The 24678-nt window shown below is 67.1% G+C and carries 21 protein-coding genes; 6 read left to right on the top strand and 15 right to left on the bottom strand.

Annotation, left to right across the window (positions count from 1 at the left end; all coding sequences use genetic code 11):
• Nucleotides 1-24: 24 nt before the first annotated feature.
• A complete protein-coding gene (locus AB0N05_RS06880; RefSeq protein ID WP_364688416.1) occupies nt 25-807 on the top strand; it encodes a phytanoyl-CoA dioxygenase family protein in 783 nt (260 codons plus the stop codon).
• Here AB0N05_RS06880 and AB0N05_RS06875 read toward each other — a convergent pair.
• Both AB0N05_RS06875 and AB0N05_RS06870 read right to left on the bottom strand, forming a co-directional pair.
• Nucleotides 795-2642: a hypothetical protein gene (locus tag AB0N05_RS06875; protein WP_364688414.1), complete on the bottom strand. Its 1848-nt coding sequence runs from the start codon at nt 2640-2642 to the stop codon at nt 795-797. The genes AB0N05_RS06880 and AB0N05_RS06875 overlap by 13 nt on opposite strands.
• 128 nt (nt 2643-2770) lie before the next feature.
• Nucleotides 2771-3424 carry a MerR family transcriptional regulator gene (locus tag AB0N05_RS06870; RefSeq protein WP_364688412.1) on the bottom strand — a complete coding sequence of 218 codons (654 nt, stop codon included), beginning with the start codon at nt 3422-3424 and terminating at the stop codon, nt 2771-2773.
• Between the two features lie 104 nt (nt 3425-3528).
• Here AB0N05_RS06870 and AB0N05_RS06865 point away from each other — a divergent pair, with 104 nt between their 5' ends.
• Both AB0N05_RS06865 and AB0N05_RS06860 read left to right on the top strand, forming a co-directional pair.
• Nucleotides 3529-4476, top strand: coding sequence for a hypothetical protein (locus tag AB0N05_RS06865; RefSeq protein WP_364688410.1), 948 nt, complete (start codon nt 3529-3531; stop codon nt 4474-4476).
• On the top strand, nt 4473-4919 hold the full coding sequence (locus tag AB0N05_RS06860) for an ABA4-like family protein (RefSeq protein WP_364688408.1): 447 nt from the start codon (nt 4473-4475) through the stop codon (nt 4917-4919). The genes AB0N05_RS06865 and AB0N05_RS06860 overlap by 4 nt, the downstream gene beginning before the upstream one ends.
• 56 nt (nt 4920-4975) lie before the next feature.
• On the opposite strand, the gene AB0N05_RS06855 is transcribed toward AB0N05_RS06860, so the two are convergent.
• The 6 genes from AB0N05_RS06855 to AB0N05_RS06830 form a co-directional block, all read right to left on the bottom strand.
• Nucleotides 4976-5638 carry an HAD family phosphatase gene (locus AB0N05_RS06855; RefSeq protein ID WP_364688406.1) on the bottom strand — a complete coding sequence of 221 codons (663 nt, stop codon included), beginning with the start codon at nt 5636-5638 and terminating at the stop codon, nt 4976-4978.
• Nucleotides 5635-7146 (bottom strand): mannitol dehydrogenase family protein, encoded by a 1512-nt coding sequence (locus tag AB0N05_RS06850; RefSeq protein ID WP_364688404.1) that lies wholly within the window; start codon nt 7144-7146, stop codon nt 5635-5637. Before AB0N05_RS06850 ends, AB0N05_RS06855 begins: the two co-directional genes overlap by 4 nt.
• A gap of 495 nt (nt 7147-7641) precedes the next feature.
• Nucleotides 7642-8127, bottom strand: a complete 486-nt coding sequence (locus AB0N05_RS06845; RefSeq protein ID WP_364688401.1) for a peptidylprolyl isomerase — start codon at nt 8125-8127, stop codon at nt 7642-7644.
• 73 nt (nt 8128-8200) lie between these two features.
• Nucleotides 8201-10816, bottom strand: coding sequence for a DNA translocase FtsK (locus AB0N05_RS06840; protein ID WP_364688399.1), 2616 nt, complete (start codon nt 10814-10816; stop codon nt 8201-8203).
• A gap of 129 nt (nt 10817-10945) precedes the next feature.
• Nucleotides 10946-13846, bottom strand: a complete 2901-nt coding sequence (locus AB0N05_RS06835; RefSeq protein ID WP_364688397.1) for a BTAD domain-containing putative transcriptional regulator — start codon at nt 13844-13846, stop codon at nt 10946-10948.
• A gap of 150 nt (nt 13847-13996) precedes the next feature.
• Nucleotides 13997-14614: a TIGR03085 family metal-binding protein gene (locus tag AB0N05_RS06830; protein WP_364688395.1), complete on the bottom strand. Its 618-nt coding sequence runs from the start codon at nt 14612-14614 to the stop codon at nt 13997-13999.
• A gap of 128 nt (nt 14615-14742) precedes the next feature.
• On the opposite strand from AB0N05_RS06830, the gene AB0N05_RS06825 reads away from it, so the two are divergent.
• Nucleotides 14743-15129 (top strand): DUF4189 domain-containing protein, encoded by a 387-nt coding sequence (locus AB0N05_RS06825; protein WP_364688393.1) that lies wholly within the window; start codon nt 14743-14745, stop codon nt 15127-15129.
• Between the two features lie 28 nt (nt 15130-15157).
• Complete coding sequence (locus AB0N05_RS06820) at nt 15158-15733, top strand: hypothetical protein (protein ID WP_364688391.1); 576 nt, start codon at nt 15158-15160, stop codon at nt 15731-15733.
• 66 nt (nt 15734-15799) lie between these two features.
• Here the strand turns inward: AB0N05_RS06820 and AB0N05_RS06815 are convergent, their stop codons facing one another.
• Both AB0N05_RS06815 and dapA read right to left on the bottom strand, forming a co-directional pair.
• The gene (locus tag AB0N05_RS06815; protein WP_364689570.1) at nt 15800-17887 is read right to left on the bottom strand and encodes an RNase J family beta-CASP ribonuclease; all 2088 of its coding nucleotides are present in this window, start codon (nt 17885-17887) and stop codon (nt 15800-15802) included.
• A gap of 8 nt (nt 17888-17895) precedes the next feature.
• Entirely contained in the window at nt 17896-18804 is a 909-nt protein-coding gene (dapA, locus tag AB0N05_RS06810) for a 4-hydroxy-tetrahydrodipicolinate synthase (protein ID WP_364688389.1), read from the bottom strand.
• Nucleotides 18805-18951: 147 nt separating this feature from the next.
• On the opposite strand from dapA, the gene AB0N05_RS06805 reads away from it, so the two are divergent.
• A complete protein-coding gene (locus AB0N05_RS06805) occupies nt 18952-19404 on the top strand; it encodes a hypothetical protein (RefSeq protein WP_364688387.1) in 453 nt (150 codons plus the stop codon).
• Nucleotides 19405-19536: 132 nt separating this feature from the next.
• Here AB0N05_RS06805 and AB0N05_RS06800 read toward each other — a convergent pair whose 3' ends face one another.
• The 5 genes from AB0N05_RS06800 to AB0N05_RS06780 form a co-directional block, all read right to left on the bottom strand.
• Nucleotides 19537-20580, bottom strand: a complete 1044-nt coding sequence (locus AB0N05_RS06800; protein WP_364689567.1) for a hypothetical protein — start codon at nt 20578-20580, stop codon at nt 19537-19539.
• Nucleotides 20567-21814: an ATP-binding protein gene (locus tag AB0N05_RS06795; protein ID WP_364688385.1), complete on the bottom strand. Its 1248-nt coding sequence runs from the start codon at nt 21812-21814 to the stop codon at nt 20567-20569. Before AB0N05_RS06795 ends, AB0N05_RS06800 begins: the two co-directional genes overlap by 14 nt.
• A gap of 44 nt (nt 21815-21858) precedes the next feature.
• Entirely contained in the window at nt 21859-22527 is a 669-nt protein-coding gene (locus tag AB0N05_RS06790) for a response regulator transcription factor (protein ID WP_364688383.1), read from the bottom strand.
• 102 nt (nt 22528-22629) lie between these two features.
• A complete protein-coding gene (locus AB0N05_RS06785) occupies nt 22630-23832 on the bottom strand; it encodes an MFS transporter (RefSeq protein ID WP_364688381.1) in 1203 nt (400 codons plus the stop codon).
• 68 nt (nt 23833-23900) lie between these two features.
• Nucleotides 23901-24353, bottom strand: coding sequence for a flavodoxin family protein (locus AB0N05_RS06780; protein WP_364688379.1), 453 nt, complete (start codon nt 24351-24353; stop codon nt 23901-23903).
• Between the last annotated feature and the right edge of the window lie 325 nt (nt 24354-24678).

Genomic DNA, 24678 nt, shown 5'->3' with positions numbered 1-24678 from the left:
GGCGTTCATCGTTATCATCGAACGGTGACCCTCGATGGTCGACAAATCGCCCAGTTCATCGAGGACGGATTCGTGTGCGTAGAGGCAGCGTTCTCTCGCTCGATCGCTCGACAGTGCCTCGAGATCATGTGGCCGGACACCGGGTGTGATCCGGACAATCCGACAACCTGGGCAAAGCCGATGGTGCGGTTGCCCGGATACGACGCCGAACCATTCCGTCGGGCGGCCCAGATGCCGGTCCTGGAGCAGGCTTTCGACCAGTTGGTCGGTCCCGGCCGGTGGGTGCGCAGGTCCGGGCTCGGCACCATCCCGGTCCGCTTTCCGCATGCCGATCCACCGGTCGACGACTACTGGCACTTCGAGGGCAGCTACATACCCGAGGGCTGGGCGGGCCACTCGTTCACCAACTACCGTTCCCGCGGTCGCGCCTTGCTCATGTTGTTTTTGTTCACCGACGTCACCGAGAGCGACGCACCCACCCGGATCCGAGTCGGCTCCCACTTGGCCGTGCCCGGCCACCTGCTTCCCTACGGCGAGGAAGGCATCGACGCCACCCGGATCGAGGAGACCGGAGTCCTGGAAGCCACCGCCGAATCGCCGCTCGCCTACGCCACCGGCCGCGCGGGCGATGTCTACCTGTGCCATCCGTTCCTGATTCACGCCGCCCAGGCGAACAGCGGTGACGCGCCCCGGTTCATGGCTCAACCCGCACTGGAGGCGACCGCTCCGCTGGAGATCGACCGCGCCGACGGTGCCTACTCGCCCGTCGAACGCGCCATCAGACTGGGGCTCGGCTACTCCGAATGATCCCGGACGAAGTGGGGAGTGCTGCGGATGTCGAGGCGGTAGGCGAGGGCGAGGCGGGCGGCGCCCCACGAGAGGGCCCCGATGAGGATCAGGGAACAGGCGAGGACGATCAGGCAGGCGCCGGTGTAGAGCCAGGCAGGGCGATCGAAGGTTCGTTCGCGTTGCAGCACGGTGATTTCGGCGAGGAACGGGCGGGTGAATTCGGCGGGGGCGGGGACAGCGCGGGCGTCGATCGCCGGATCGTCGGGGAGGCTGATCGGCAGGGCCGTGAGCGTGCGGCCGTCGTGCACGCGCAATACGGTTTTCCAGGTGCCGTAGACCGGGACCGGCACGGTGCTGACATAGTGGCCGGGAGCAACTTCGCGCAGGTGGTCGACCACCAGACCACGACCGGGACTGGCCGAGCCGGTGCCACCTTGCCAGCTCAATATCTGCACCCACTCCGGGTCCGACCCGACCGTGGTGGCGGGCGATATCGTGACGTCGGCGGTCACCATCCGGCCGCCGCTCACGGCGTCAGAATCGGTCAATTGCACTGCGGCCGTGGCATTTTGTGGTACTTCCGTGTGCAGGCCGTTGGCGGTGGCGGCGGCCGTGATCAGCACCGCGCCGACGACGATGCCGCGGCGCAGCGCCGGGCGAGGCAACGCCTCGCCGCGCAGCACCATGCCGAGCAGTACGCCGACGGCCCCGCCCGCCACGCCGACCGGGACCGCCATGGCGAGCGCTTCCGGCCACATTCCGGAGGGCCACGGATCGACGAACATCGCTGCTACCCATAGGTATTCGAGCCACAGCCCAATAGTGGCGACGGCCAGCCCGGTGACCGCACCCCACCACAGGGGTTTGGCGAGCAGCGGCAGCAACCCCATCAGCTCGACAACCACCGCCATGCCGAAGTACAGCGGGAACACATTGTGCGGGTCCCCGAGCACAGGGCCGACCAGGATGGCGATGACCCCGCGCACCAGCAATGCGAAGGTCGTCGCGACCAGTGCGCTGCCGCGGCCGAGGGTGTAGCGAGCCGCGATGAGGGCGACCGTGCCCGCGACCACCATGAGCATCGGGTGGAAGACGAGCCGGAACTGCGGCACCCCGAAATCGAATTCCACTTGGAACACCGAGAGCCCGATCAACAGACCACCGAACGCGAAGGCGCGGCCGAGCCACAGCCACACCCCGTCACTACGGTCCGGATCTGGACGGTCGAGACGGCCCTCGAATTCCAGGAGCAGCACGGCGACCAGCGACAACCCGGCACCGCCGATCAGCATGAGATGCGTCGGCCCCCACAGCGTGACGTCCTGCCCGAACAGCCGATGCCAAATGTCGTCGAGCGGAAACCCGATGAGCGCGTACAAGCCGGCGCCCGCCATCAGCACGCCGCCGACCGGTGCGTACCAATTCCGGGTGATGCGAATGGCGGCCGGGCCCGGCCTCTCCTCCAGTGGCAGCAGGATGGCCAGCATTCCCGCGACGAACAGGAAGAACAGTCCGACCATGATGAAGTAATGCGCCGGATTGGCCAGGGGCCCTGCGTCACGGCCATGTCCGATGTGCAGGCTCACATCCCAGATGAAACCCAGCATGGCCGTGAGGATCGTGGCGATGAAGACGGTCAGTGGCAGCGCCACCCACCCGGGCCGATTGGACCAGCGGCCGAGTCCGTCGGCGACATTCCCCAGCCAGCTGATCCGGTGGGTGCGGTGCAGATATCCGAGCGTGAGCACGGCTGCCGCGATCAGTATGGCCGAGCCGGTCAGCACCGCGACCTGGTCCAATGCGGCGCCGCCGCCCTCCGTGCCGTGCGCGGTCACCATGATGTCAGGGTTCATAGGTCGAACTTTCTCTGGAACTCGCAGTCTCAGTAACCGCGTGCCCAGAAGACCTCGAGGTATGCCTCGGTTCCGGATTTCGTCGGGGTGTCGACCGGCTCAGGTGTGCGGGGTGCGGGCTCGGGGAGTCAATCTGCCTGGGGTGCAGGGATACCCAGCTTGGTGGCGGAGACGTGGCGGTGGGCGATGAGGCGGGCGGCGCTCAGGGCCGCTTCACCGAGGACCGTGAGGACGACTACGCCGTCTACGACGTCCTCTCGGTCGGGGAAGCGCAGCACGTAGTCGACGTCCAGGTCGGCGACCTTTTCAGCGGCGTCGAGGTAGGTTGTCAGGGCCTCGGATACGAAACTCTCATAACCTAATTGGGACAGCCGGAGCGCCACCATGGTCAGGGTGTTCGCGGCGGGCGGCCAGAACGAGTCGTGGTCGATCCAGCCGCGACTCAGCAGCAAGGCTTCGACGGTGGCTCGGGCTCTGCGCCATTCCTCGTCGTCGGCGATGGTCTCGTGCTTCTGCAGGCTGTCCGAGACCACCCCGAGCAGTTTCCACATCGACAGGTCCGGTTCGTCGACCGCGGCGAGCACGTCGCGGATTGCGGCTACCGAGAGCCCGCCCACCTCGAGCAATGCGCGGATCAGGCGTAGGCGGCGCAGGTGAATCTCGTTGTAGCTGGCCTGGTTCGGGCTGGACAGCTCGCCGGCGGTGAGCAGTCCTTCCCGTAGGTAGTACTTGATCGTGGGCACGGGAACCCCACTGAGCTTGCTCAGCTCCGCGATCCGCATTGATCCTCCGTAGTTTTCGCGTACCTCTTGCCGCTCGAACATACTACGGATAGCATCACTATCCGATAGTAGATAGTAATGCTATCCGTTAGAGGAGGGGTCGCATGACCACCCATCAACTCGGCACACTCGCACGCAGAGCCATCCACTGGCACCGGCCGCTGATGATCTTCGCCGCCGCGAACGCGGTGCTCGCCGTGGTCGCGATCGTCGGCATGCTGGTCGGCCATCAGCACATCGCCGGTTCGCTCGCCTGGTTCAAACCGTTCAAATTCGCCATGTCGTTCGTGCTCTACTGCACCGCGTGGGCATGGCTTATTTCCTTGAGCACCAAGGGTTCTCGACTGCTGTGGTGGGCGGGAACGATCGCCGTGGCCACCGGCGCGATCGAGCAAGTGGTGATCGTCCTGCAAGTCGTGCGCGGCACCCGAAGTCACTTCAACAACACCACGCCGTTCAATTCGACGCTGTGGAGCGTCATGACGTTCTCCATCGTCGTGCTGTTCGTCGCCACATTGGCAGTCGGAGTGATGCTGGCATTTCAGCGCCTCGCCGACGCACCGACCACCTGGGCGATCCGGCTCGGTATCGCGTTATCACTCGTCGGCATGGGTGTGGCGTTTCTTATGCCCGGCAGACAATCCGGGGTCAAGGACGTTGCCGGGGCCCACACCGTGGGAGCACCCGACGGCACGCCCGGCATGCCGTTGACGGGATGGAGCACCACCGCGGGCGATCTGCGCATACCGCACTTCGTCGGCATGCATGCCCTGCAACTGCTGCCGCTGTTCGCAGCGGTTCTCACCCTCCTCGCCCCACGTATCCCCTTGCTGCGCAGTACGAGCACTCGATTGGGATTGGTGCTCACCGTCGCGGCCGGTTACGCGGGAACCCTCGCCGTGCTGACCTGGCAGGCCCTGCGCGGCCAGCCGCTGATCCATCCCGACGGCGCGACGCTCATCGCGTTCGCACTGCTGATCACCCTGGTCGCCGCCGGCACCGCCATCACCCTCGCGTCCACACCCGTCGCCACACCGGAGGTAGTTCGATGAGTCAGATATTCTCCCTCGCCTTCACGGTCACCACCCCGTTCTGGGCGCTGATGATCTTTGCCCCACACTGGAAATGGACCAAGCAAATCATCGGCTCGCCGTGGATCGTGCTGGCCCCGTTGACAATCTGGGCCATCCCGGCCCTACCGCACATCGGCCCGCTCTGGCGTGCCGTCACCGGCCCCTCACTGCAGGTACTCACCGATCTCGTCGCCGACCCGGCCGCCGTCACCTACCTGTGGACGCAGATCATCGCCTGGGACCTCTTCATCGGCCGCTGGATCTACCTGGACAGCCGCGAACGCAACATCCACCCGCTGCTCATGGCCCCCATCCTCATCTTCACAATCCTCTTGTCCCCCCTCGGTTTCCCCCTCTACCTCCTACTCCGCCCGATCCTCACCCGCCATCCGCAGAGCGCCGAATCACTGCAGACTGCCTGAGCGTCGGACAAGCGCCCGGCGGCGGGCCTTCGCCTCTGCGCACCAGGTTGTGAGCCTTACGCGTTGGCTGCCACGACGTAGTCGATGACGTGGTGCAGGTCCGGGTAGAGGCGGTGGGCCAGGGTTCGGGATTCGTCGGTGGGTTGCACCAGGTCGGGGATGAGGATGCAGCGCAGGCCCGCGGCGTGGGCGGCGCGCAGGCCGTTGGTGGAATCCTCCAGGGCCAGTGTGTCGTTCACTTCGTATCCGAGGGTCACGACTGCCTTCTGGTACGGCTCCGGGTCCGGTTTTCCGTTGACTACGTCTTGTCTGGTGATCACGGCCTCGAAGCGGTCGGCGAGACCGGCCAGTTGGAGGTGGTGGTCGGCCCGGACTCGGGAGGACGAGGTGGCGATGGCCTTCGGAATGCCTTGGCGCTCCAGTTCATCCAGGAGTGCGAGGGCACCGGGCTTGGTGGTCAGCTTCCCGTCGTCGACCAGTTGACGGAGGTGTATCTCGTGTAGTTCGAAGTACTCCTCCAGCGGGAAATCCGGGCCGTACGCGTCGGTGACCAGTTGGCGGCAGCGGTCCGCGGGAACGCCGATCATGGAGCGGCAGAGGGCTGGGGACATGGTGTAGCCGAATTCGGTACCCGCGCTGATCAGGGATTCCATGGCCAGGCGTTCGGAATCTATGAGGAGGCCGTCCATATCGAAGACGACCGCTCGCACCACCGTCATCGGTTGCTCCCTTCGAATTCCGGTGTCAGCCTGCGGCGAACCGTGGCATCGACGCCGTCACGCATGAGTTCGGCCAACGCGTCACCGACCTGCTGTTGCAGCCGGTCCAACTCCGGCAGCGTGCCGAAAATATCGGTGCGCTGCAAGAAACCGCGCGCGCACCGGTGCGGATCCCGGGAGTCGACCAGGGTCGCCAGCGAGTTCTCCCGCGGGTCGATCAGGTCCATGGCCGCCCCGGCGGGATGACCGAGGGTGAACCAGCGAATCCAGGCGGCGATCAGTAGCGCCGCACCCGGTGTGGGCCGACCGGCTTCGACGTTATCGCGCAGGGCGGCAACAACTCTGGGCACCATCTTGTCCGAGCCATTACGGCCGACCCTGGTCATGTCCTGGCAGATCGCCGGGTTGCGGAAGCGTGCCATCAACTCGTCCACGGTGCGGCGCAATTCGCTGGGCGGCAGGGACAGGGTCGGCCCCTGCTCGCGCAGCATGAATTGCCGGGCGAGCGCACCGAGCGCGGGATCTGTTGCCGCAGCGGCGATATCACGATATCCAGCCAGTGCGCCGAGGTAGGCGAGCAGCATGTGGGTGCCATTGAGCAGGCGGAGCTTGGCCAGTTCGTAGTCGGTGACGTCCTGGACGAAGCGCGCACCCGCCAGGTCCCAGCGCGGGCGTTCGCCGTCGAAGTCCTCGATGGTCCAGGTCATGAACGGTTCGGCGGAGACGGGTGCGCGATCTTCGATGCCGCCCAGCCAGTTTCGCGCGACGGCGGGATCGGCCGGGGTGGCGGGCTGCACGATGCGGTCGACGACACTATTGGGAAATTGGACATTGCGGGCGATCCAGTCGGCGAGGCCGCCGCCGCGCAGGGCCGCGAAGTCGATGACGGCCGCGCGCAGATTCCTGCCGTTCCCGGTCAGGTTGTCGCAACTGAGCACGACCGGCGGGGTGCCGCCGCGACGGCGCACCTCGTCCAACCCGTGCGCGAGCATGCCGATCGGTGAGATCGGTTGTCTCGGATGTTGCAGGTCGTGGCGGACCAGATCGCAGTCGGCATCGAGTCGTCCGGTGACCGGTGAGAGGCAGTAGCCGCTCGCGGTGACGGTCAAGGTGACGATCTTGATCCCCGGGTCGGCAATGCGATTGGGGACCCCGGTGCGATCCGAAGGCGCGTGCACGGCTTCGATAATGGTGCCGACCACCTCGACCCGCGCCCGCCCGGCATCATCGTGCAGGAGCGTGGTGTAGAGATTGTCCTGAGCCCGCAAGGCGTCGACCACCGCGGGACGAGCCATGGCCACCGAGGCGATTCCCCAGCGCCGATCCGACGTGGCGTCGATGGCATGCTGGGTCGCCAACGCCTGATGCGCCCGATGGAACGATCCGCAGCCGAGATGCAGGATCCCCGTCGTCAGGCTGCGCGGCGCGAACCCGGGTCTCGCCACCGAGTCGGGAAGGCGGCCGAGCACCGCCGAGGAGAGCCGTGGAACGGTCGGGGGTGGTGTCACTTCGAGTCGATTGTGCGGTGCGAGCGAAGAATTGGAGAGGACACGCATGCGAATGACTCCGTCTGTCCGAAATGTATTGTCGATCAGAAGCGTCGAATCGGCATTGAGTCAGGCGCACTTCGCACACTAAGCCCGCTCAGCGAGGTTTTGGTGAACAGCCGGTGCGGCAGCGTAAAGATCGACAATCCCCGGTCGAAGCCGGAAAACGTCAAGGAACCGTAAATTCGCACGTCAATCCGGAAGAATTCTCCGAGTAAATCGGACAACATTTTCCAGGAAACGTTAACCGGTGAGCTTGATCACGCGTTCGGATTACGCATTGTGCTCATTTGAATAGATTCTGCCCGATTAGATTCCACATTCACACGGACTGCCGCCGACGGTAGCCGACGACAGTCACTCAGCGTGAATTCACTACCGGCTGAGCAGGCCGGAACGGTCCCCCGAATATAGAACACGTTCTAGTGGAGATCGGACCGGCGGCCCCGGGTCGGCTCAGTGCTCGTGGTCGTCGTCTCCGTGCGGGTGGCCGTGGGCGAGCTCGTCCTCGCTGGCATCGCGAATATCGACGATCTTGACGGCGAAGTGCAGGCGCTGACCGGCCAGCGGATGGTTGGCGTCGATGGTCACCTCATCGCCGTCCACCCCGCGCACCGTGACGATCTGCGACTCCCCGTCCGGGGCCTCGGCATGGAATTCCATCCCGGCCTCGATCTCGTCGATCCCCTCGAACATCTCCCGGTCCACCGTGCTGACCAGCTCGGCCAGGTATTCGCCATACCCGTCCTCGGGCTCGATGACGACCTTCAGCTCGTCCCCGGCGACCTTGCCCTCCAGCGCCTGCTCCAGGCCCGGCACGATGTTGTCCGCGCCATGCAGGTAGACCAGCGGAGCCTCACCGACGGAGGTGTCCAGCACATCACCGTCGTCGTCGGTCAAGGTGTATTCGATGGAGACGACCTTGTCAGCGGCGATCGACATGGCGGTAACCCTTTCGCAGAGGAATGCGGACCGAGCAAATGTATCCGGCGGCCACTCGGGCCGCAGACACGGACTACTCGGAGTCACCGTCCGGGGGCGGTTCGTCGCCGCCGCCTCGGATGGTCCAGAGGAGGCCATCCAGTTCGTCGGGCTTGATGAGGACGTCTCGGGCCTTGGAGCCTTCACTGGGGCCCACCACGCCTCGGGTTTCCATGAGGTCCATGAGGCGGCCCGCCTTGGCGAAGCCGACTCGGAGCTTGCGTTGGAGCATGGAGGTCGAGCCGAATTGGGAGGTGACGACCAGTTCGGTGGCTTGGAGGAGGAGGTCGAGGTCGTCGCCGATATCGGCGTCGATGTCCTTCTTTTCGCCTGCCTTGGCGGCGGTGACGCCCTCTTGGTAGTCGGGTTCGGCTTGGGTCTTGGCGAATTCGACTACCGCGTGGATTTCCTCGTCGGAGATGAACGCGCCCTGCAGGCGGGTGGGCTTGTTCGCGCCCATGGGCAGGAACAGGCCGTCACCCATGCCGATCAGTTTTTCGGCGCCGGGCTGGTCGAGGATGACTCGGGAGTCGGTCAGCGAGGAGGTGGCGAAGGCCAGGCGGGACGGGACATTGGTCTTGATCAGGCCGGTGACGACGTCGACGGACGGGCGCTGGGTGGCCAGGACCAGGTGAATGCCTGCGGCGCGGGCCTTCTGGGTGATGCGGACGATGGCGTCCTCGACGTCGCGGGGGGCGGTCATCATGAGGTCGGCGAGCTCGTCCACGATGGCGAGGATGTAGGGGTACGGGCGGTAGATGCGCTCGCTGCCCAGCGGGGCGGTGATCTGGCCGGACTTCACCTTGCGGTTGAAGTCGTCGATGTGGCGGACCTTGTTGACCTGCATGTCCTGATAGCGCTGCTCCATCTCCTCGACCAGCCAGGCCAGCGCGGCGGCGGCCTTCTTGGGCTGGGTGATGATGGGCGTGATCAGGTGCGGAATGCCTTCGTAGGGCGTGAGTTCCACCATTTTGGGGTCGATGAGGATCATGCGAACCTCTTCGGGGGTGGCCCGGCCCAACAGGGACACCAGCATGGAGTTCACGAAACTCGACTTACCGGAACCGGTGGAACCGGCGACCAGCAAATGCGGCATCTTGGCGAGATTGGCGCAGACGAACTCGCCCTCGATGTTCTTGCCCAGGCCGATCAGCAGCGGGTGATGGTCGGCGCGGGTGGTGGGGGCCTTCAAAACATCGGCCAGGCGGACCAATTCGCGGTCGGCGTTCGGCACCTCGATACCGACGGCCGACTTGCCGGGAATCGGCGCGAGCAGGCGCACATTCTCGGTGGCGACCGCGTACGCGATATTGCGGGCCAGGGCGGTGATCTTCTCGACCTTCACGCCGGGGCCCAGCTCGACCTCGTAGCGGGTGACCGTCGGGCCACGCACGAATCCGGTGACCGCTGCGTCGATCTTGAACTGCACCAGCACCTCGGTGATGGCCTCGATCATGGATTCGTTTGCGGCGCTGCGCTTCTTCGGCGGATCGCCATCGGTGAGCAGGGTCAGCGGCGGCAGCTGGTAGTCGCCGTCCACCTCGCGGTCGGTGACGAACTCCAGTTGTTGCGGCTGCGGCGGCGGGGTCTGATCGACCGCGACGACCTTCGGGGCGACCTTGCGCGCCTTGGGTTTCGGCTTCTCTTCCTTGACGATGTCCTTGGCGTCCTGCAAGGGCGGCTCGCCGATGATCTCGGTGACCGCGTCGGAACCGCCGAACTCGTCGGGCGGATAGTTCTCCGACGGCGACTTGCCGCGCCGACGCCGGGTGCCGCCATTCGCATTGCGGTGCAGCGGGAAGCCGTCCGCGTCATAGTTGGACGGGTCGTAGAGGCCGGGTTCGTCGGAGTAGCTTTCGTATTCGTCGCCGCCGCTGTCGGTGCCGAAGATCTCGCGCAGCGCGTCCGGCACCTCCCGCACCGTGGTGCCGGTGAGCAGCAGAATGCCGAATCCGATGGCCAGCAGGAGCAATGGCACCGCGAGCCAGGCGCTGAGACCGTCGCGCAACGGCCCGCCGACCACATAGCCGACGAATCCGGCGGCATGCGCGCGACCGTGCGCATCGGCCGGAGCACCGGCGGCCAGATGCCACAGGCCCAGCACCGGCAGCCCGGCCAGCAGTCCGCCCAGCACCAGGCGGGGGCGGATCTCCGGCTGCGGTTCGGTGCGCATGAGAATCACCGCGATAGCCACCGCCACGAACGGCAGTGCCGCCGAAACGGATCCGGCCACCGCGCGCACGGCGGTATCCACCCAATGCCCGACCGGCCCGCCCGCCGATAGCCACACCGCAGCGGCGATCACGAACGCGAAACCGACCAGCCCCAGCGCGATTCCGTCACGCCGATGCCCATGCTCGATATCCCCCGCCCGACTGACCGCCCGCGTGGTGGCCCCCAGCCCGCGCGCCAACATATTCCAACCACTACTGACACCCCGCGTGACCACCGCCAGCGGCGCGGTATTAGACCGCCGCCGCGGAGCCGGGCGACGCCGGGCCGCAGCCGGTGCGGCCCGTCCCGCCCCCGCAGTGCGCTTTCGCGCAGCCGTGCGCGGAGCCGCACGCTTCTGGGACCGTGCCGGAGTCTGCCCCCGCGTCGATCCCGCTCGCGAACGTGACGTTGCGGTGGTGCGGGACTTACCTGCCATGATCCCCAGGCTAGCCGCAAACGCCCCATGCGGACCATCCGCAACACACGACCCAGGCATATCAGACATGAGGCGCTCACCACCCCGACCGGCCGAGACGCCCCGATCACGGCCACCGGCGAGAGCGGGTCAGCTGGCTGCGGATACGGGAATCTCGCGGTCGGGGGTGGGGTTTGGGGTGGGGCCGAACATGGCTGCCCATCTGGTCAGGGCGGCGTCGAAGTCGGGGATTTGGGTGGAGGCGGCTCGGTAGCATTCGGCGGCGTCGACATTGCGGCCGAGGCTGCGGAGGGCGGTGTAGCGGACCAGCCAGTTGTAGGTGTGGATGATGCCTACGTGGGCGCTTTCGCGGGTTGCTTCGGCGCGTTCGGCGTGTTCGGCGGCTTGGGCTAGGCGGCCGCCGGTCAGGTGTGCGAGGGCGGCTCGGGCGTGGACTACGGATTCGAAGCGGCCGCTGCCTGCACGGCGGGAGGCACGGAGGGCGGCGTCGAAGAGGCGGGTGCCCAGGTCGGCGTCGCCGTCGCTGATTACCCAGGCGGCCTCGGTGAGGGCCCACATGACGTTGCGGCGGGTGCCGGGATGGGAGTCGCCGACTACGGCGCGGGCGGCGGCGGCCAGGGAGTCGCGGTCGCGTCCGGCGGCTGAATATGCCCGGGCGAGCAGGGAATAGGCCACTCGGACGCATTCGGGGCTGGTGCCGTCGCGATAGTGGCGCAGCGCGGCCGCGAAGTGGGTGGCCGCGCGGACCGGGTCATTGCCGTGCAGGGCGAGGCTGCCCGCGCAGACGTGGCTGGAACCGGCGACCCACGGCTCGGTTTCGGGATCCACCTCGGCCAGTAGGCGTTCGACATTGCGGGCCGCGCGTTGCGGCTCACCGAATTCGGTGACCTGCGCGATGGCCAAGGCAAGGCGGGCGCGCTGGGCGGCCACCGCATTGCGGTCGGCCTCGGCGGCGGCGATGAGTTCTTCGAGGGCCTTCTCGATATCGACGGTGGCGTCGGTGGCCAGCATGGTCTCGGCGACCGTGAGCGCCAGATCGGCGGCCATGGCGCGATGATGCGGCCGTCCTCCGGCCGCCAGCCGGTAGAGCGTGACCAGATTGCGGCGCTCGACATTCAGGAATTCGCGGGTGGATTCCAGATCGGCCAGCCGGGTGCCCGGATGCCCCGTCGGGGCCAGTCGCAGTCGCAGGCCCGGATGCCGCACGCGCAGCACGGTTTTCATGGTGGCGAGGTAGTAGTCGAGCAGTCGGCCCAGGGCGTCCACCTGGGTGTCGACGCCGAATCCGACCGCGTACAGGCGCATCAGGTCGTGGTAGTGGTACCGGCCGCGACCGGTGGTTTCCAGCATGCCGCGATCCACGAGCTCCTCGCACAGATCCTCGGCGACGGGTTCCACCGTGTCCAGGACGGCGGCGGTCGCGGCCAGGGGCAGATCCGGCAGCGCGGCGGCGGCCAACAACCGGAAGGCGCGCGCGGCGGAGGCGGGCAGTTGCTCGTATCCGGCCCGGAATGCCGCGGCCAGCGCCAGGTCACCGACCCGGAAGCGGTCCAGGTCATGGCGTTCGGCGGCGAGCCGGTCCGCCTCGGACACGATGGTCCAGCGCGGCCGTGCCGCGACCCGGGCGGCCACGATCCGCACCGCCATGGGCAGCAGGCCGCACAGTTCGACAATGCGCCGCGTGGCCTCCGGTTCGAGGGCCACGCGCTGTGCGCCGACAATGCGGGCGAACAGTTCGACGGCCTCATCGGTTTCCAGCACGCGCAGGGCGGCCGGGCGCACCCCGGGTAGGGCGGTGAACGGCCGTCGCGCCGTCACCAGCACCGCGCAGCCGGAATCGCCGGGCAGCAGCGGCATGATCTGCGTTGCGTCGCAGGCATTGTCGAGCACCAGCAGCATGCGCAGCCCACTGACCGCCGTGCGGAACTGCGCCGCCCGCTCGGCCAGCCCGACCGGCACCTCGCGCGGCTGCACGCCGAGCGACCGCAGGAAGGCCCCGAGCACGTGTTCCGGCGCGGCGGGATCGGCCCCCGCGCACTGCAGATCGACATACAGCTGCCCGTCCGGGTATTGATCCCGAATCCGGTGTGCCACATGCAAAGCCAGCGCCGTCTTGCCGACCCCGCCCATACCGGAGATGGTGACGATCGGCGCGGGCGTGCCCGAGAGCACCGCGCACAGTTCCTTGACGAGTTCCTGGCGGCCGGTGAAATCGGAAGTGTCCGGCGGCAATTGGGCGGGCTTGGGCGCGATCACCGGAATGGGCGCGGTATCGGCGGCGAGCGCGGGCAGTTCGTCGGCCAGGATCTGCCGGTGCAATTCCAGCAGCGCCGGTCCGGGTTCGATGCCCTGCTCGGACACCAGCAGTCGCCGGATGCGCTGATATTCGTCGAGGGCCTCGGTCCGGCGCCCGGCCCGGTACATGGCGGTCATCATGAGCCCGCGCAGCCGCTCACTGTGCGGGTCCCCGGTGATCAGCGCCTCCAGATCGGCGATGGCGCGCGAATAGTCGCCGCGCTGCACGGTGATATCGATGAGGTCCTCGTGCAGCACCCGGTGCAGTCGCCGCAGCCGGGCCCGTTCGGCGGACGCCCAGGGGCCGGGCACACCGCTGAGCGGGTCGCCGCGCCATAGTCGCATGGCGTCGCGCAGCACCGCGTCGGCGCGATCGAGAACTCCTGCGGCGCGGGCCTCTTCGGCCTCGGCGCGGAGGCGGTCGGCGCGATCGATATCGATATCGATGGGTCCGTCCAGCCGATACCCGCGCGATTCCGAGGCCAGCTGGATCTCACCCGGCCGGGCGGACAGGTGCTTACGCAGCGCCCAGGCATAGTTGCGGAGCGCGCCGACCGCCGAAGCGGGCCGGTCGGTACCCCAGATGCCACCGATCATTTCCTCGACCGACAGGGTGCGTCCGCGCGCCCCGGCGAGCATGACCAGGGCCGCCTGCTGCTTGGGCGGCATGGAGGCAGCCGGAACCCCATCCCATATCAACTCGACCGGTCCGAGAACCGCCAGTTGCCAAGACATTGCGAACCACCTTCATCACACCACGGGTCGCTGCCGATCGCAGCGACTACCGTTCGTCGCACGAAAACTACCGTTCGTCGCGTGATCGTTTCATGATCGAGGTTTGATCTTCCACTCCACCTGGTACGACGGTCCCGGCTGGTGGGATCCTCACACGCTGCGGTCGAGTGCGTACACCGTGTGCACATCCTCCGGATCACCGGTGGCCTCGAGCCGGACCTCATTGCGGCCGAAGGCATGCAACAGCAGCTCGGAGGGCGGACCGGCAAGCACCACGGTGCGCTCCCCCGCCTTGTGCGCGACGGTCTGGCGGCCGTCCGGCGTGGCCAGCGCGACAGTAACCGGTGATTTGCGATATGCCATGCGCGCCAAACCGGTCAGCACCTTCCAGAGCCGGTCCTCATCGGCGGCGGGCAGCACCCGCGGCTCCCAGCCGGGCGTGCCGCGGCGCACGTCCTCGTGGTGGATGAACATCTCGGTGAGGTTCATGAGCGCGTCCACCGGGCGCAGATACCAGGGCGGGCCGCTTTTCACGGTGTCCAGCAGCTGCGGGAAGGGCCGCCGCGCCACCTTGCGCTGCACGTTCTCCAGGTAGGGCTCGAAGGGCTTCAGCATGATGCCGGGAGCGGCGTCGGGGCGGCGTTCGCGAACGATCAAGTGCGCGGCCAGGTCTCGCACGGTCCATTCCCCGCACAGGGTGGCGGCGTCCGGACCGGCGGCCGCCATTGCCTGGACCAGGGCCTGACGTTCCCTTTGCGCCATACTCATATGGGTACCCTAATCGGACATCAGGCCGGATGCATTACCCGAGTCTTAAGGGGAACACCCGGCTGGCGATAAGGCCTCCGATTGATCATGATTGCCATCGTGGTTTCGAAAGAACGAAGGGCAATCTCGTGAAGAAGATCCTCAGCGGCGCGGCCGTGCTGGTCGCGGTCGCCGGCACCCTGCTGGCCGGTACCGCGGCTCCGGCCAGTGCGGACGCTGTCTATAACGGCGCGATCGCCCTGTCCCCGTCCACCGGTCATTACGCCTATTCCACCGACTACGACAGCATGCCGGAGGCAAAGGCCGAGGCGATGCGCGTCTGCGGCTTCAACGACTGCCGAGTCGTCTCCTGGTTCTCCAATGGCTGTGGCGCGATCGCCTATTCGTCGCGCGCGGGCCTCTACACCTACGGCGCGGCCTACTCCCGGACGGAAGCGAAGAATCAGGCGCTGAACAAGAACCGGTCGGGCGCGACCATCATCCACTGGAGCTGCACCACCGGCTACCAGCTCTGATATCTGAATCACCAAGGGGAGACAGTCGTTGAAAACCAAGACGCCATTGCAGCACACCATCTTCCGCGCGGCCGCCGCGCTGGTACTCGCCGGTTCCGCAGTGAGCCTGGTCGCGTGCAGCTCCAGTGACACCAAGTCCGAGAGCGCCGCCACCACCTCGGCCGCGCCCGCGGGCAAATTCGAGGGCAGCATCGATCCGGACACCAATATGACCGGTGTGGCACCGTCCACCACGCCCGCGCCGAACCTGGCCAAGCCGACCGTGGCCGAGTTGAACGAGCGGATCACCAAGGCCTTCGATCCGTCGATCGACGCCAAGACCAAGGTGAGCTGGATCGAGAATGCCGGGCAGGACCCGGAATTGGTGGCCAAGCTGGTCGACGCCGCCAAGAAGAACAATGTCAAGATCGAGATCACCAATGTCCCGGATGCCACGGACGGCAAGATCAAGGCCGAGGCGAAGGTCACCATCGGCGGCACGCCGGTCGAGAATGCCACGGTCTCCTTCATCGCCGAGGGCACGGAGTGGAAGATCGACCACACCTACGCGTGCAGCATCGTGAAGACCGCGAAGCTGGATTCGGCTGCCTGCCAGGACAACTAGCGCCCGCGCGCAGCGAAAAAGAAATCCCCGGCAGCCAGGCTGCCGGGGATTTCTGGTCTGAGACGATCAGACGCCGATGACGGTCGGCACGATCATCGGGCGGCGGCGGTACTTCTCCGCCACCCAGCGACCGACCACGCGGCGCACGCTCTGCGCGATCCGGTGGGTGTCGCTGACGCCCTCGGTGGCCAGGCGCTGCAACTCGGATTCGACGAGTTCCTGGGCTCCGGCCAGCGCGTCCGGGTCGTCGGAGAAGCCGCGACCGACGACTTCCGGTGTGGTGACGGCCTTTCCGGTGGTGGAGTCGACGCCGACCACGATGGAGATGAAGCCGCCCTCGCCCAGGACCAGGCGGTCCGAGAGGGTGGATTCGCCGACATCGCCGACCGACAGGCCGTCCACGTACACCTGGCCGACCGGCACCCGGCCGGTGATCGAGGCAATGCCGTCGACCATATCGACCACGACGCCGTTCTCCGCCAGAATGACCCGCTCCTCCGGCACACCGGTCGCCGCGGCGAGCGCACCATTGGCCCGCAGGTGCCGCCATTCGCCGTGCACCGGCATGGCATTGGTGGGCCGCACCGCGTTGTACAGGTACAGCAGCTCACCGGCCGAAGCATGGCCGGACACATGGACTTTCGCGTTCTGCTGGGTGATGACCGTCGCGCCCACCCGGGCCAGCCCGTTCACCACGGTGAACACGGCGTTCTCATTGCCGGGGATGAGCGAGGAGGCCAACACCACGAGATCGTCCGGACGGATATTGATCTGGCGGTGATCCCCGCGCGCCATGCGCGAGAGCGCCGACAGCGGTTCGCCCTGCGAGCCGGTCGAGATGAGCACCAGCTTGTGCACCGGCAGATTCGCGGCCTGATCGATATCGACGACGAGATTGTCGGGCAGATCCAGGTAGCCGAGGTCCTGCGCGATCTGCATATTGCGGACCATGGACCGGCCGACGAAGCAGACCCGGCGGTCATACCGCTTGGCCACGTCGATGACCTGCTGAATGCGGTGCACATGCGAGGCGAACGACGCCACGATGACACGGCCCTTGGCCTTGCCGATCACATTGTCCAGGACCGGGCCGATCTCACGCTCGGGCGTGACGAAGCCGGGCACCTCGGCATTGGTGGAGTCGACCAGGAACAGGTCCACGCCCTCATCGCCGAGGCGGGAGAAACCGGCCAGGTCGGTGAGGCGGCCGTCGAGAGGCAGCTGGTCGAGCTTGATGTCACCGGTGTGCAGCACCATGCCGGCGGGCGTACGCACCGCGACCGCCAGGGCATCCGGGATGGAGTGGTTGACCGCGAAGTACTCGCAGTCGAACGGGCCGTGCTCCGTGCGGTCGCCCTCGATGACCTCGACCAGCTTGGGCTGCAGCCGGTGCTCGCGGCACTTCGCTGCGACCAGCGCGAGGGTGAACTTCGCACTGACGACCGGGATGTCGCGACGCAAGCGCAGCAGGAACGGCACCGCGCCGATGTGATCCTCGTGACCGTGGGTCAGGATGACGGCCTCGACATCGTCGATGCGATCCTCGATGGGACCGAAGTCCGGCAGGATCAGGTCGACGCCGGGCTGCTGGTCCTCGGGGAACAGCACGCCGCAGTCGATGATGAGCAGCTTGCCGTTGTACTCGAAAACGGTCATATTGCGGCCGATTTCGCCGATGCCGCCGAGCGCGAACACGCGCAGACCGCCCTTGGGGGCGGCGGGCGGGGCACTCAGCGCGAGCGGGTCGCGGCGGATCGGGGCGGAGTTCTCGGGACGGTCATTACGACCGCCGCCCTGACGGCCACGGCCGCCGCCACCACCGCTGCTGCCGCCACCGCGACGCGAACGATCCTGGCGCGAGCGCGCGGGGGCATCGTCCTGCCGGGACTTGGCGGGTTCGGCCTTGGCGGGTTCCGACTTGGGCGCGTCCTGCGCGGCCTTGGCCCGCTCGGCCGAGCCATTGCGGGCGCGAGTCGAGCGCTCGCGGACCGGGGCAGCCGATTCCGCCTGCGCCGCAACCGGTTCCGCCGCGGCCTTCGCTACAGCAGGCTTCTCGACGGCAGGCTTCTCGACGGCCGGGGCCTTCACCACGGGCTTCGGCTCGACGGGCGCACCCGCGGCGCGGCTCGCGGTCCGGCGCGGACGACGCTCCACGGGGCCGCTCACGCGAGCACCCCGGCAGCGCGCAAATCCACTGCCAGTTCGTCGAGTTGTTCGGTGGTCGGCATGAGTTGTGGCAAGCGTGGGTCTCCGGTTTCGATTCCGAGCAGGCGCAGTGCGCCCTTGGTCATGGCAACTCCGCCCAGGCGGGCCATGGCCCGGTTGAGCGGAATCATGCTTACATTGATTTCCCGGGCGCGTCGCACGTCCCCGGCGTTGTACGCCTGATGCAGGGCGCGCAGCCGGTCCGGCACCAGATGTCCGATGACACTGATGAATCCGACGGCCCCGACCGACAGCCAGGGCAGGTTGAGCACGTCGTCGCCGGAGTAGAAGGACAGTCCGGTTTCGGCGATCAGTTCCGCGCCGGCATTCAGGTCGCCCTTGGCGTCCTTGACCGCGACGATGCGCGGATGCTCGGCCAGGCGGCGAATGGTGTCGGTGGCGATCGGCACCACCGAGCGCGGCGGAATGTCGTACAAAGTCACCGGCAGATCGGTCGCATCGGCGATGGCGGTGAAGTGCGCGAGCAGACCGTCCTGTGTGGGACGCGAGTAGTACGGCGTGACCACGAGCAGGCCGTGCGCACCCGCACGCTGGGCATTGCGAGACAGTTCGATGCTGTGCGCGGTGTCGTAGGTGCCGGTACCCGCGATGACGGTGGCACGATCACCGACCGCATCCACGACGGCGCGCAGCAGGTCGAACTTCTCCGATTCGGTGGTGGTGGGCGATTCACCGGTGGTGCCGGAGATGGCGAGCAGGTCGACTCCGCCATCGATCAGGCGGGCGGCGAGAGCCACCCCGGCGTCGACGTCGAGCTTGCCTTCGGCGGTAAAGGGGGTCACCATCGCGACACCTACTGTGCCGGACGCGCGCAGCTCGATTCGCGTCGATTCACCGTTCGTCATAGTTGGAAAGGCTACCGCGTACCCGAAAAGGCATTTGCATCCTTATACCCGAACCGTTGCCCGGTCGATGGCGATTCGGTGCGGATGGCCGATCTTGACGGCAAAACTGTCCTTGAATGACATCACCGGTGACGTCACACTGGTGTCATGGATCTGAACAAGTACACCGCTCAACTGCGGGAAGACCTCATCGCGGCCGCCGCGCTCGGCGATGAGAAGACGCAGGCCACCGCCGCCGCGCTGGCGGCAGCCACCGAGAACTCGGCGCGGCTCGTGTTGCTGGCCGCCCTCTCCGAACTCGCCACCGAAGTGAGCGCCGCCGTCGGCGACCGCACCGTGCACGTCTCCGTCGACGGCACCGATGCGCGTGTGGACGTCCGTAAGACCGCGGGTGTCGAGGACGAGCACCCGACCTTCGAGGAGATGACCGGCGATATCAGCCGCGTCACACTGCGCCTGGTCGAACAGCTCAAGTCCCGCGCGGAGAGTGCGGCCGCCCAGAGCGGCCAGTCACTCAACTCCTGGCTGTCGACCACGGTGCAGGACGCCCTGCGCGACCAGATGAAGCGCGGCGGCCCGGGCCGCTGCGACACCCCCTGAAGTTTGCGGCACCCCCGAAGTTCGCAGCACCCCGGCGGCCCGGGGAGCTTTTTGGCCGGAACCCACACTGTGCGAGCGGATTCCGGCCAAGAGGACGCTGGAGTGACGGGGTCAGTCCGAACGGCGGGGAAGTCAGTCGGTGACGCTGACTTTGCCGTCCGTATCGATTTCCGTGCGGCGGTCGTGATCCGGAGCGTGGGCGAGCACGGTCGCGAGGACGTGGCGGCCGATCGGGAGCACACGGACCGTGACCGATCCGGCATTCGCGGCATCCAATTCCTTTGTGGCCGCGTCGATCACGCGCTTGCGGACCCATTCGGGCACGCCCCCGAAACCGCCGTCGTCGAGTAGCACCACCTCGACTCCGCGGAATCGCGCGCCGCGCGCCGCACCGCTGAGTTCATCGGTGACCAGCTGCGGAGCCCGGAGGCCGTCGCGCAGTTCGGCCTCCAGCAGGCGACATTCCTCACGCTCGAGTGCGCTGAGTTCCGCGCCCTCGGCAATGCGTTCCAGGATCGGCCGGGCGACCCGGTCCAAACGTGCCAGCTGACGGCCTCGTTCGCTTTCGGCGGCGGCCATGGTGGCATCGGCGGCGGCGCGGACCATGGCGTCCTCGCGCAGCAGGCGCAGGGAACGCTGCATGGGACGCATGACGGCTTGGAACACCGAGATGGCGGCCACCGTGCCGACCGGCACCAGCGAGCCGATCACCGTGCGAGCCTGCAAGTGGTCCTCGAGTCCGGCGAGCAGCAGTACGCCCGCGACCCCGGCCACGCCCGCCCAGGCGGTCCGAATTCGCCCGCGCAGCACCAGGACCGCGAAGACATAGGAGGACGCGAAGGCCGACCACACCGATTGCTGGGTGCTCGAATCCGCGGGGCTCATGACCGTCAGCGCCGTCGCCACCGGTGTGGCGACCGCGGCGAACACCGCCACCGGGATCGGCAGCGGATCGACCGGCACGGCCAGCACCACCGCGCCCGCGCTGAGCATGAGACCCATGCTCAAAATGGCTGCCCAGTACGGTGACTCGCCGAAATTGCGGGCCATATAGAGGGCGATGGTCGCCTCGAGAATCAGCAGGAACAGCCAGGCGGCATGGCCGCGCAGGCCGAGGAGATCGCGCAGGCCGAACCGGGAATCCAGTTCCGACATGCGGGTGTCAACGCGTACCATCGCCACCCCAGACCAGCGTGACGGTGGTGCCCTCGCCCGGCAGCGATTCCACGAAGGCGGAACCGCCGGCCAGTTGCCGCATGCGGCCGAGAATGCTCATGGAGATGCCGAGCCGGTCCGCGGACACGGCGGCCAGGTCGAATCCCGCTCCGTCATCGGTGAATACGATGCGGATGCTGCCCGCGCTGACGGTGGCGGTGACGGTGCGGCGCACCTCGCGACCGGGTACGGCGGCATGGCGCAGGCTGTTCTTCACGGCCTCGCCCAGGGCGGCGGCAATCGTGCTCGCCGAGTGCACGGGCATGCGCAGATCGTCGAAGCCGGGCCAGGTGCGGGTCGCGAACCGAATGCTCGGATTGATCTCCTGCACGGAAGCGCGCAGGAACAGCACCGCCGAGCGGGCGTCGAGCAGATCGGGATCGCGGTCGCTGCCGCGGCATTCGTCGAGCTGCTCCAGGGTGCGTTCGGCCTGGCGTTGCAGCACATCCGATTGCGCCCCGGCGCGCGAGGCCTCCAGCAGGGTGGACAGCACGGCATCGTGAATGAGCGCCGCGAATCGGGCGCGTTCCCGATCGCGGGCCTGTGCGGCGGCGGCCGCACCGGCCCGGCGGCTGGCGATGGCCGATTCCCGGTCCACTCTGGCCGCGGCCCCGGTGGCGGCGGTACCGCACCACACGAACAGTGCGGACAAACCCACTGCGCGCAGGAAGTTTTCGGTGATCGTGGCCGGTGAGAACTCGGCCACCGTGTACACGACGGCCAGCGCCGCCGAGGAGGTCGCCACCATGAGATAGGCGACGATCAGCCGGGTCGACCAGGCCAGCACGGCCGCCGTCACCGCCAGCGGCGTCACCCGATACGGCCACACCGTGGTGGCGTCCACGGTGTGCAGCTCCAGCGCAAACGGAATGGTGGCCAGCGCGCCCAGGAAAAGCAGTGCGGCACAACCGGATACCACCCGGATGGCGCGCGTCCCGGCCACCGCCGACACCACCGCCAGCACCGGATAACCGCCGAACGCCAGCAGCGGCGCCAGGATCACCCACCAGGTGGGGGCGAGCTTGGACTGTTCGGCGATCTCCGGCAGTTCGGCGCAGCCGACCAGCACCCCGGCGATACCGACCGAAATGCCGAGCCTGCGCATGATCCGGTCGTAGGCGGCCGTCGCCGGATCCTCCGACGCCACCGCCAGCCCGCCGCGCAGCCGTTGCACGAACTGGCTGACGGCTGGCATGGCACGCTCGGCGCGAGGAGCTGAATCGAGAGCGCTGGACGCGGTCATGCGCGCGGATGCCGCTCGGGAACGGGCAGCCACCCGTCCTCGACAGCCCGCTTGTAGAGATCGGTCTTGGTGGGGGCGGGACGTCCGGCGTCGGCGTACTTCTGCCGGATGCGGCCCAGATAGTCATTGACGGTCTGCTCCGACAGGCCGGTCATGCGCGCCACCCGGGACGCCTTCTCACCAGAGGCGTAGAGCTGCAACACCTGCTGCTGACGCGGGCTGAGCCCGACATTCGACAGTTGCGGATCACCGTCGATGGCGGCCGCCCAATCGGTGGTCACCACCTGTTCGCCCTGCGCGGCCCGCCGCACCGCGGCAACCACGGTGGACGCGTCCTCCGATTTACGAACCACACCCAGCACACCCGCGCGGGCCGCGGCCCGCACCATGAACGGATTGTCCGCGCCGGTGAACACCAGCACCTCGATCCCGCGCTCCCGCAGCGTGTGCACATTGTCTTCCGGTGAGGATCCGTCCGCGAGCCGCAGATCCAACACCACCAAATCCAATTTCGGCCCTGCGGCCAGCAATTCCGCCACCGTGCCCGCGGTGATCACCAACTCCAGATCGGCTTGCGGGGCCAACATGGCCGCAAGTCCGATCGCCACAGATTCGTGGTCTTCGACCAGTCCGATCCGGCGTATCCCCGAGTCAATCGCCTCCACGGCGGCCTTCACCTCTTCCCACTCCCGACACAATTCTCATGCAGTATGACGGTCGGAATGGCTGATATGTCAGCCACCAGAATTCGGGGGGAAAGCGGCTGCTCACATCCGAGGCCCTCGGCGCACCCTCTCAACTGCGGTGATAACCATCGCCGACGCAATGGCCGCAGCCGTGATCAGAGCCGTAATCCCCCACCCGAACCAACCCACCGCAGCCGCACCGAACGCCGTACCCGCACTGCCACCAATGAAGTAGACCAACATGTAAGCGCCATTGAACCGAGCCGGAGCGGCCGAATCGATCGCCAGCACCGTGCTCTGATTCGCAACCTGCGCTGCGAACAGCCCGGCATCGAACAGAGCGAGCGCGACGACCGTCGCGACCACACTCGGCAACGCGACCGCAAGCACCAGTGCGGCAGATCCGGCCAACGCCAGCCCGACGAGAATCACCCGCCGAGCCCCGACCCGATCGGTCCATGCCCCGGCGATCCGAGTCGCGACGATCCCGAGCAACCCGGCCGCCGCATACCAACCGATCCGCTCGGCCGAATACGAGAACGGCGGCTCCGACAGCGCGACCGCCACCCCGGCCCACACCGCACAGAACGCGAAGAACCACAACGCACCTCGCACGGCAGCGAGCCGCAGCGCGGGAAACCGGCGAAACAGGCCGGGCATGGACCGCAGCGTGGCCAGATATCCATTGGCCGATCCCGGCGACACAGCCGGAATCACCAGTGCCGAGGCCACGGCGATCACCGCGCATCCGGCCGCGAGCAACACCACCATCCCCCGCCAGCCGACTGCATCGGTGAGCCAGCCACCGGCAATCCGCCCAGCCAGGATTCCCGCCGAAATCCCCGCGGTCACCACACCCAATACCGTTGCGCGCCGCTGTGGATCGGCCAATCGCCCGGCAAGTGAACTGAGCGCCGCCCCAACCGAAGACGCGGCCCCGACCACCACCATGGCAACCCCCAACAGCCACACCGACCCGCTGGCCGCGCTCGTCACCAGCGCTCCCGCCAACACACCGAACTGCGCGAGCAGCAGCCGCCGCGGCGCGATCCGATCAACGAGCGGAACCAGCAACGCCAGCCCGAGCATGTACCCGAGCGGCCCGCACGCCAACGCGAAACCGACCGCCGACACCGAAGTCCCCAAAGACTCGGCCACGGTAGCGATCCCGGGCTGCAATGGATAAATCGTGGAAGTCCCGAACCCGGCCGCCACCGCCATGAACAAAACCACCGGCGCACCGACTACCGCGTGCGCTCTGACCTGCCTCGTATCAATTGCCATGGTTCCGACGCTATGCACCGAAACCCACTGACACCGGCGGCTTTCCGCCCTGAATAGGAACCCGGCAGCTACCCCATGAGCTGAGCGGCAACCGTCGCCCCGAGCTCCCAGCAACGCTCGATATCAGCCTTGCTCGGCGGCCCTGAAACGATCACCGGTGCCGCGGCCTTCTCCCAACCCAGCCCGGTGCTGATGCTCTCGACACCGCGTTCCGCACCTTCGGTTCCCTGATTCCCGTGCATGTAATACCCGTATGGGCGGCCTTTGGTCGAGTCCAGGCATGGGTAATAGAAGGTGTCGAATGCATGCTTCAAAGCGCCGGACATGTAGCCCAAATTGGCTGGCGTTCCGAGCAAATAGCCATCGGCCTCGAGTACATCGCTCGCGGTCACGCCCAAGGCAGCCCGCCGGACCACCTCGACCCCTTCGATCTCCGGATCAGTAGCCCCGGCCACCACCGCTTCGAACATCTCCTGCATATGGGGTGACGGCGTGTGATGAATGATCAGCAGCTTCGGCACGCAATCGAGGGTAGCGCGCGCATCTCGTCCGGCTCGGCCTTCGGCCATCGCTTTCATTAACCGCACCGGTCAGAAACACGACTCGGGACGCTCGTGCCCGAAGCGCACGGCAGGACGGATATTGCGTGGTGGCGTCGCCTGCCGTACCCGACTGTGGCTCCCCCATCGGGTGCCGTTACCTCTCGTCCCGGCCTGGCTGGAAGGTTGTGGTCCCGTTCCGGGACCAACAACCAAAAACCGAGAGATACAAGCCAAAAGACAAGGGCGCCCGGACGAGAAAGAGATGAAAAACCTCGAGCACAAGACTCGAGACGCCCAACCGGGG

Origin of the sequence: Nocardia sp. NPDC051030 (assembly GCF_040683015.1) — a bacterium.
In the GTDB taxonomy this organism is placed as follows: Bacteria; Actinomycetota; Actinomycetes; order Mycobacteriales; family Mycobacteriaceae; genus Nocardia.
Note: the sequence above shows the minus strand (reverse complement) of the source record. Positions and strands in the feature narration are given on the sequence as shown.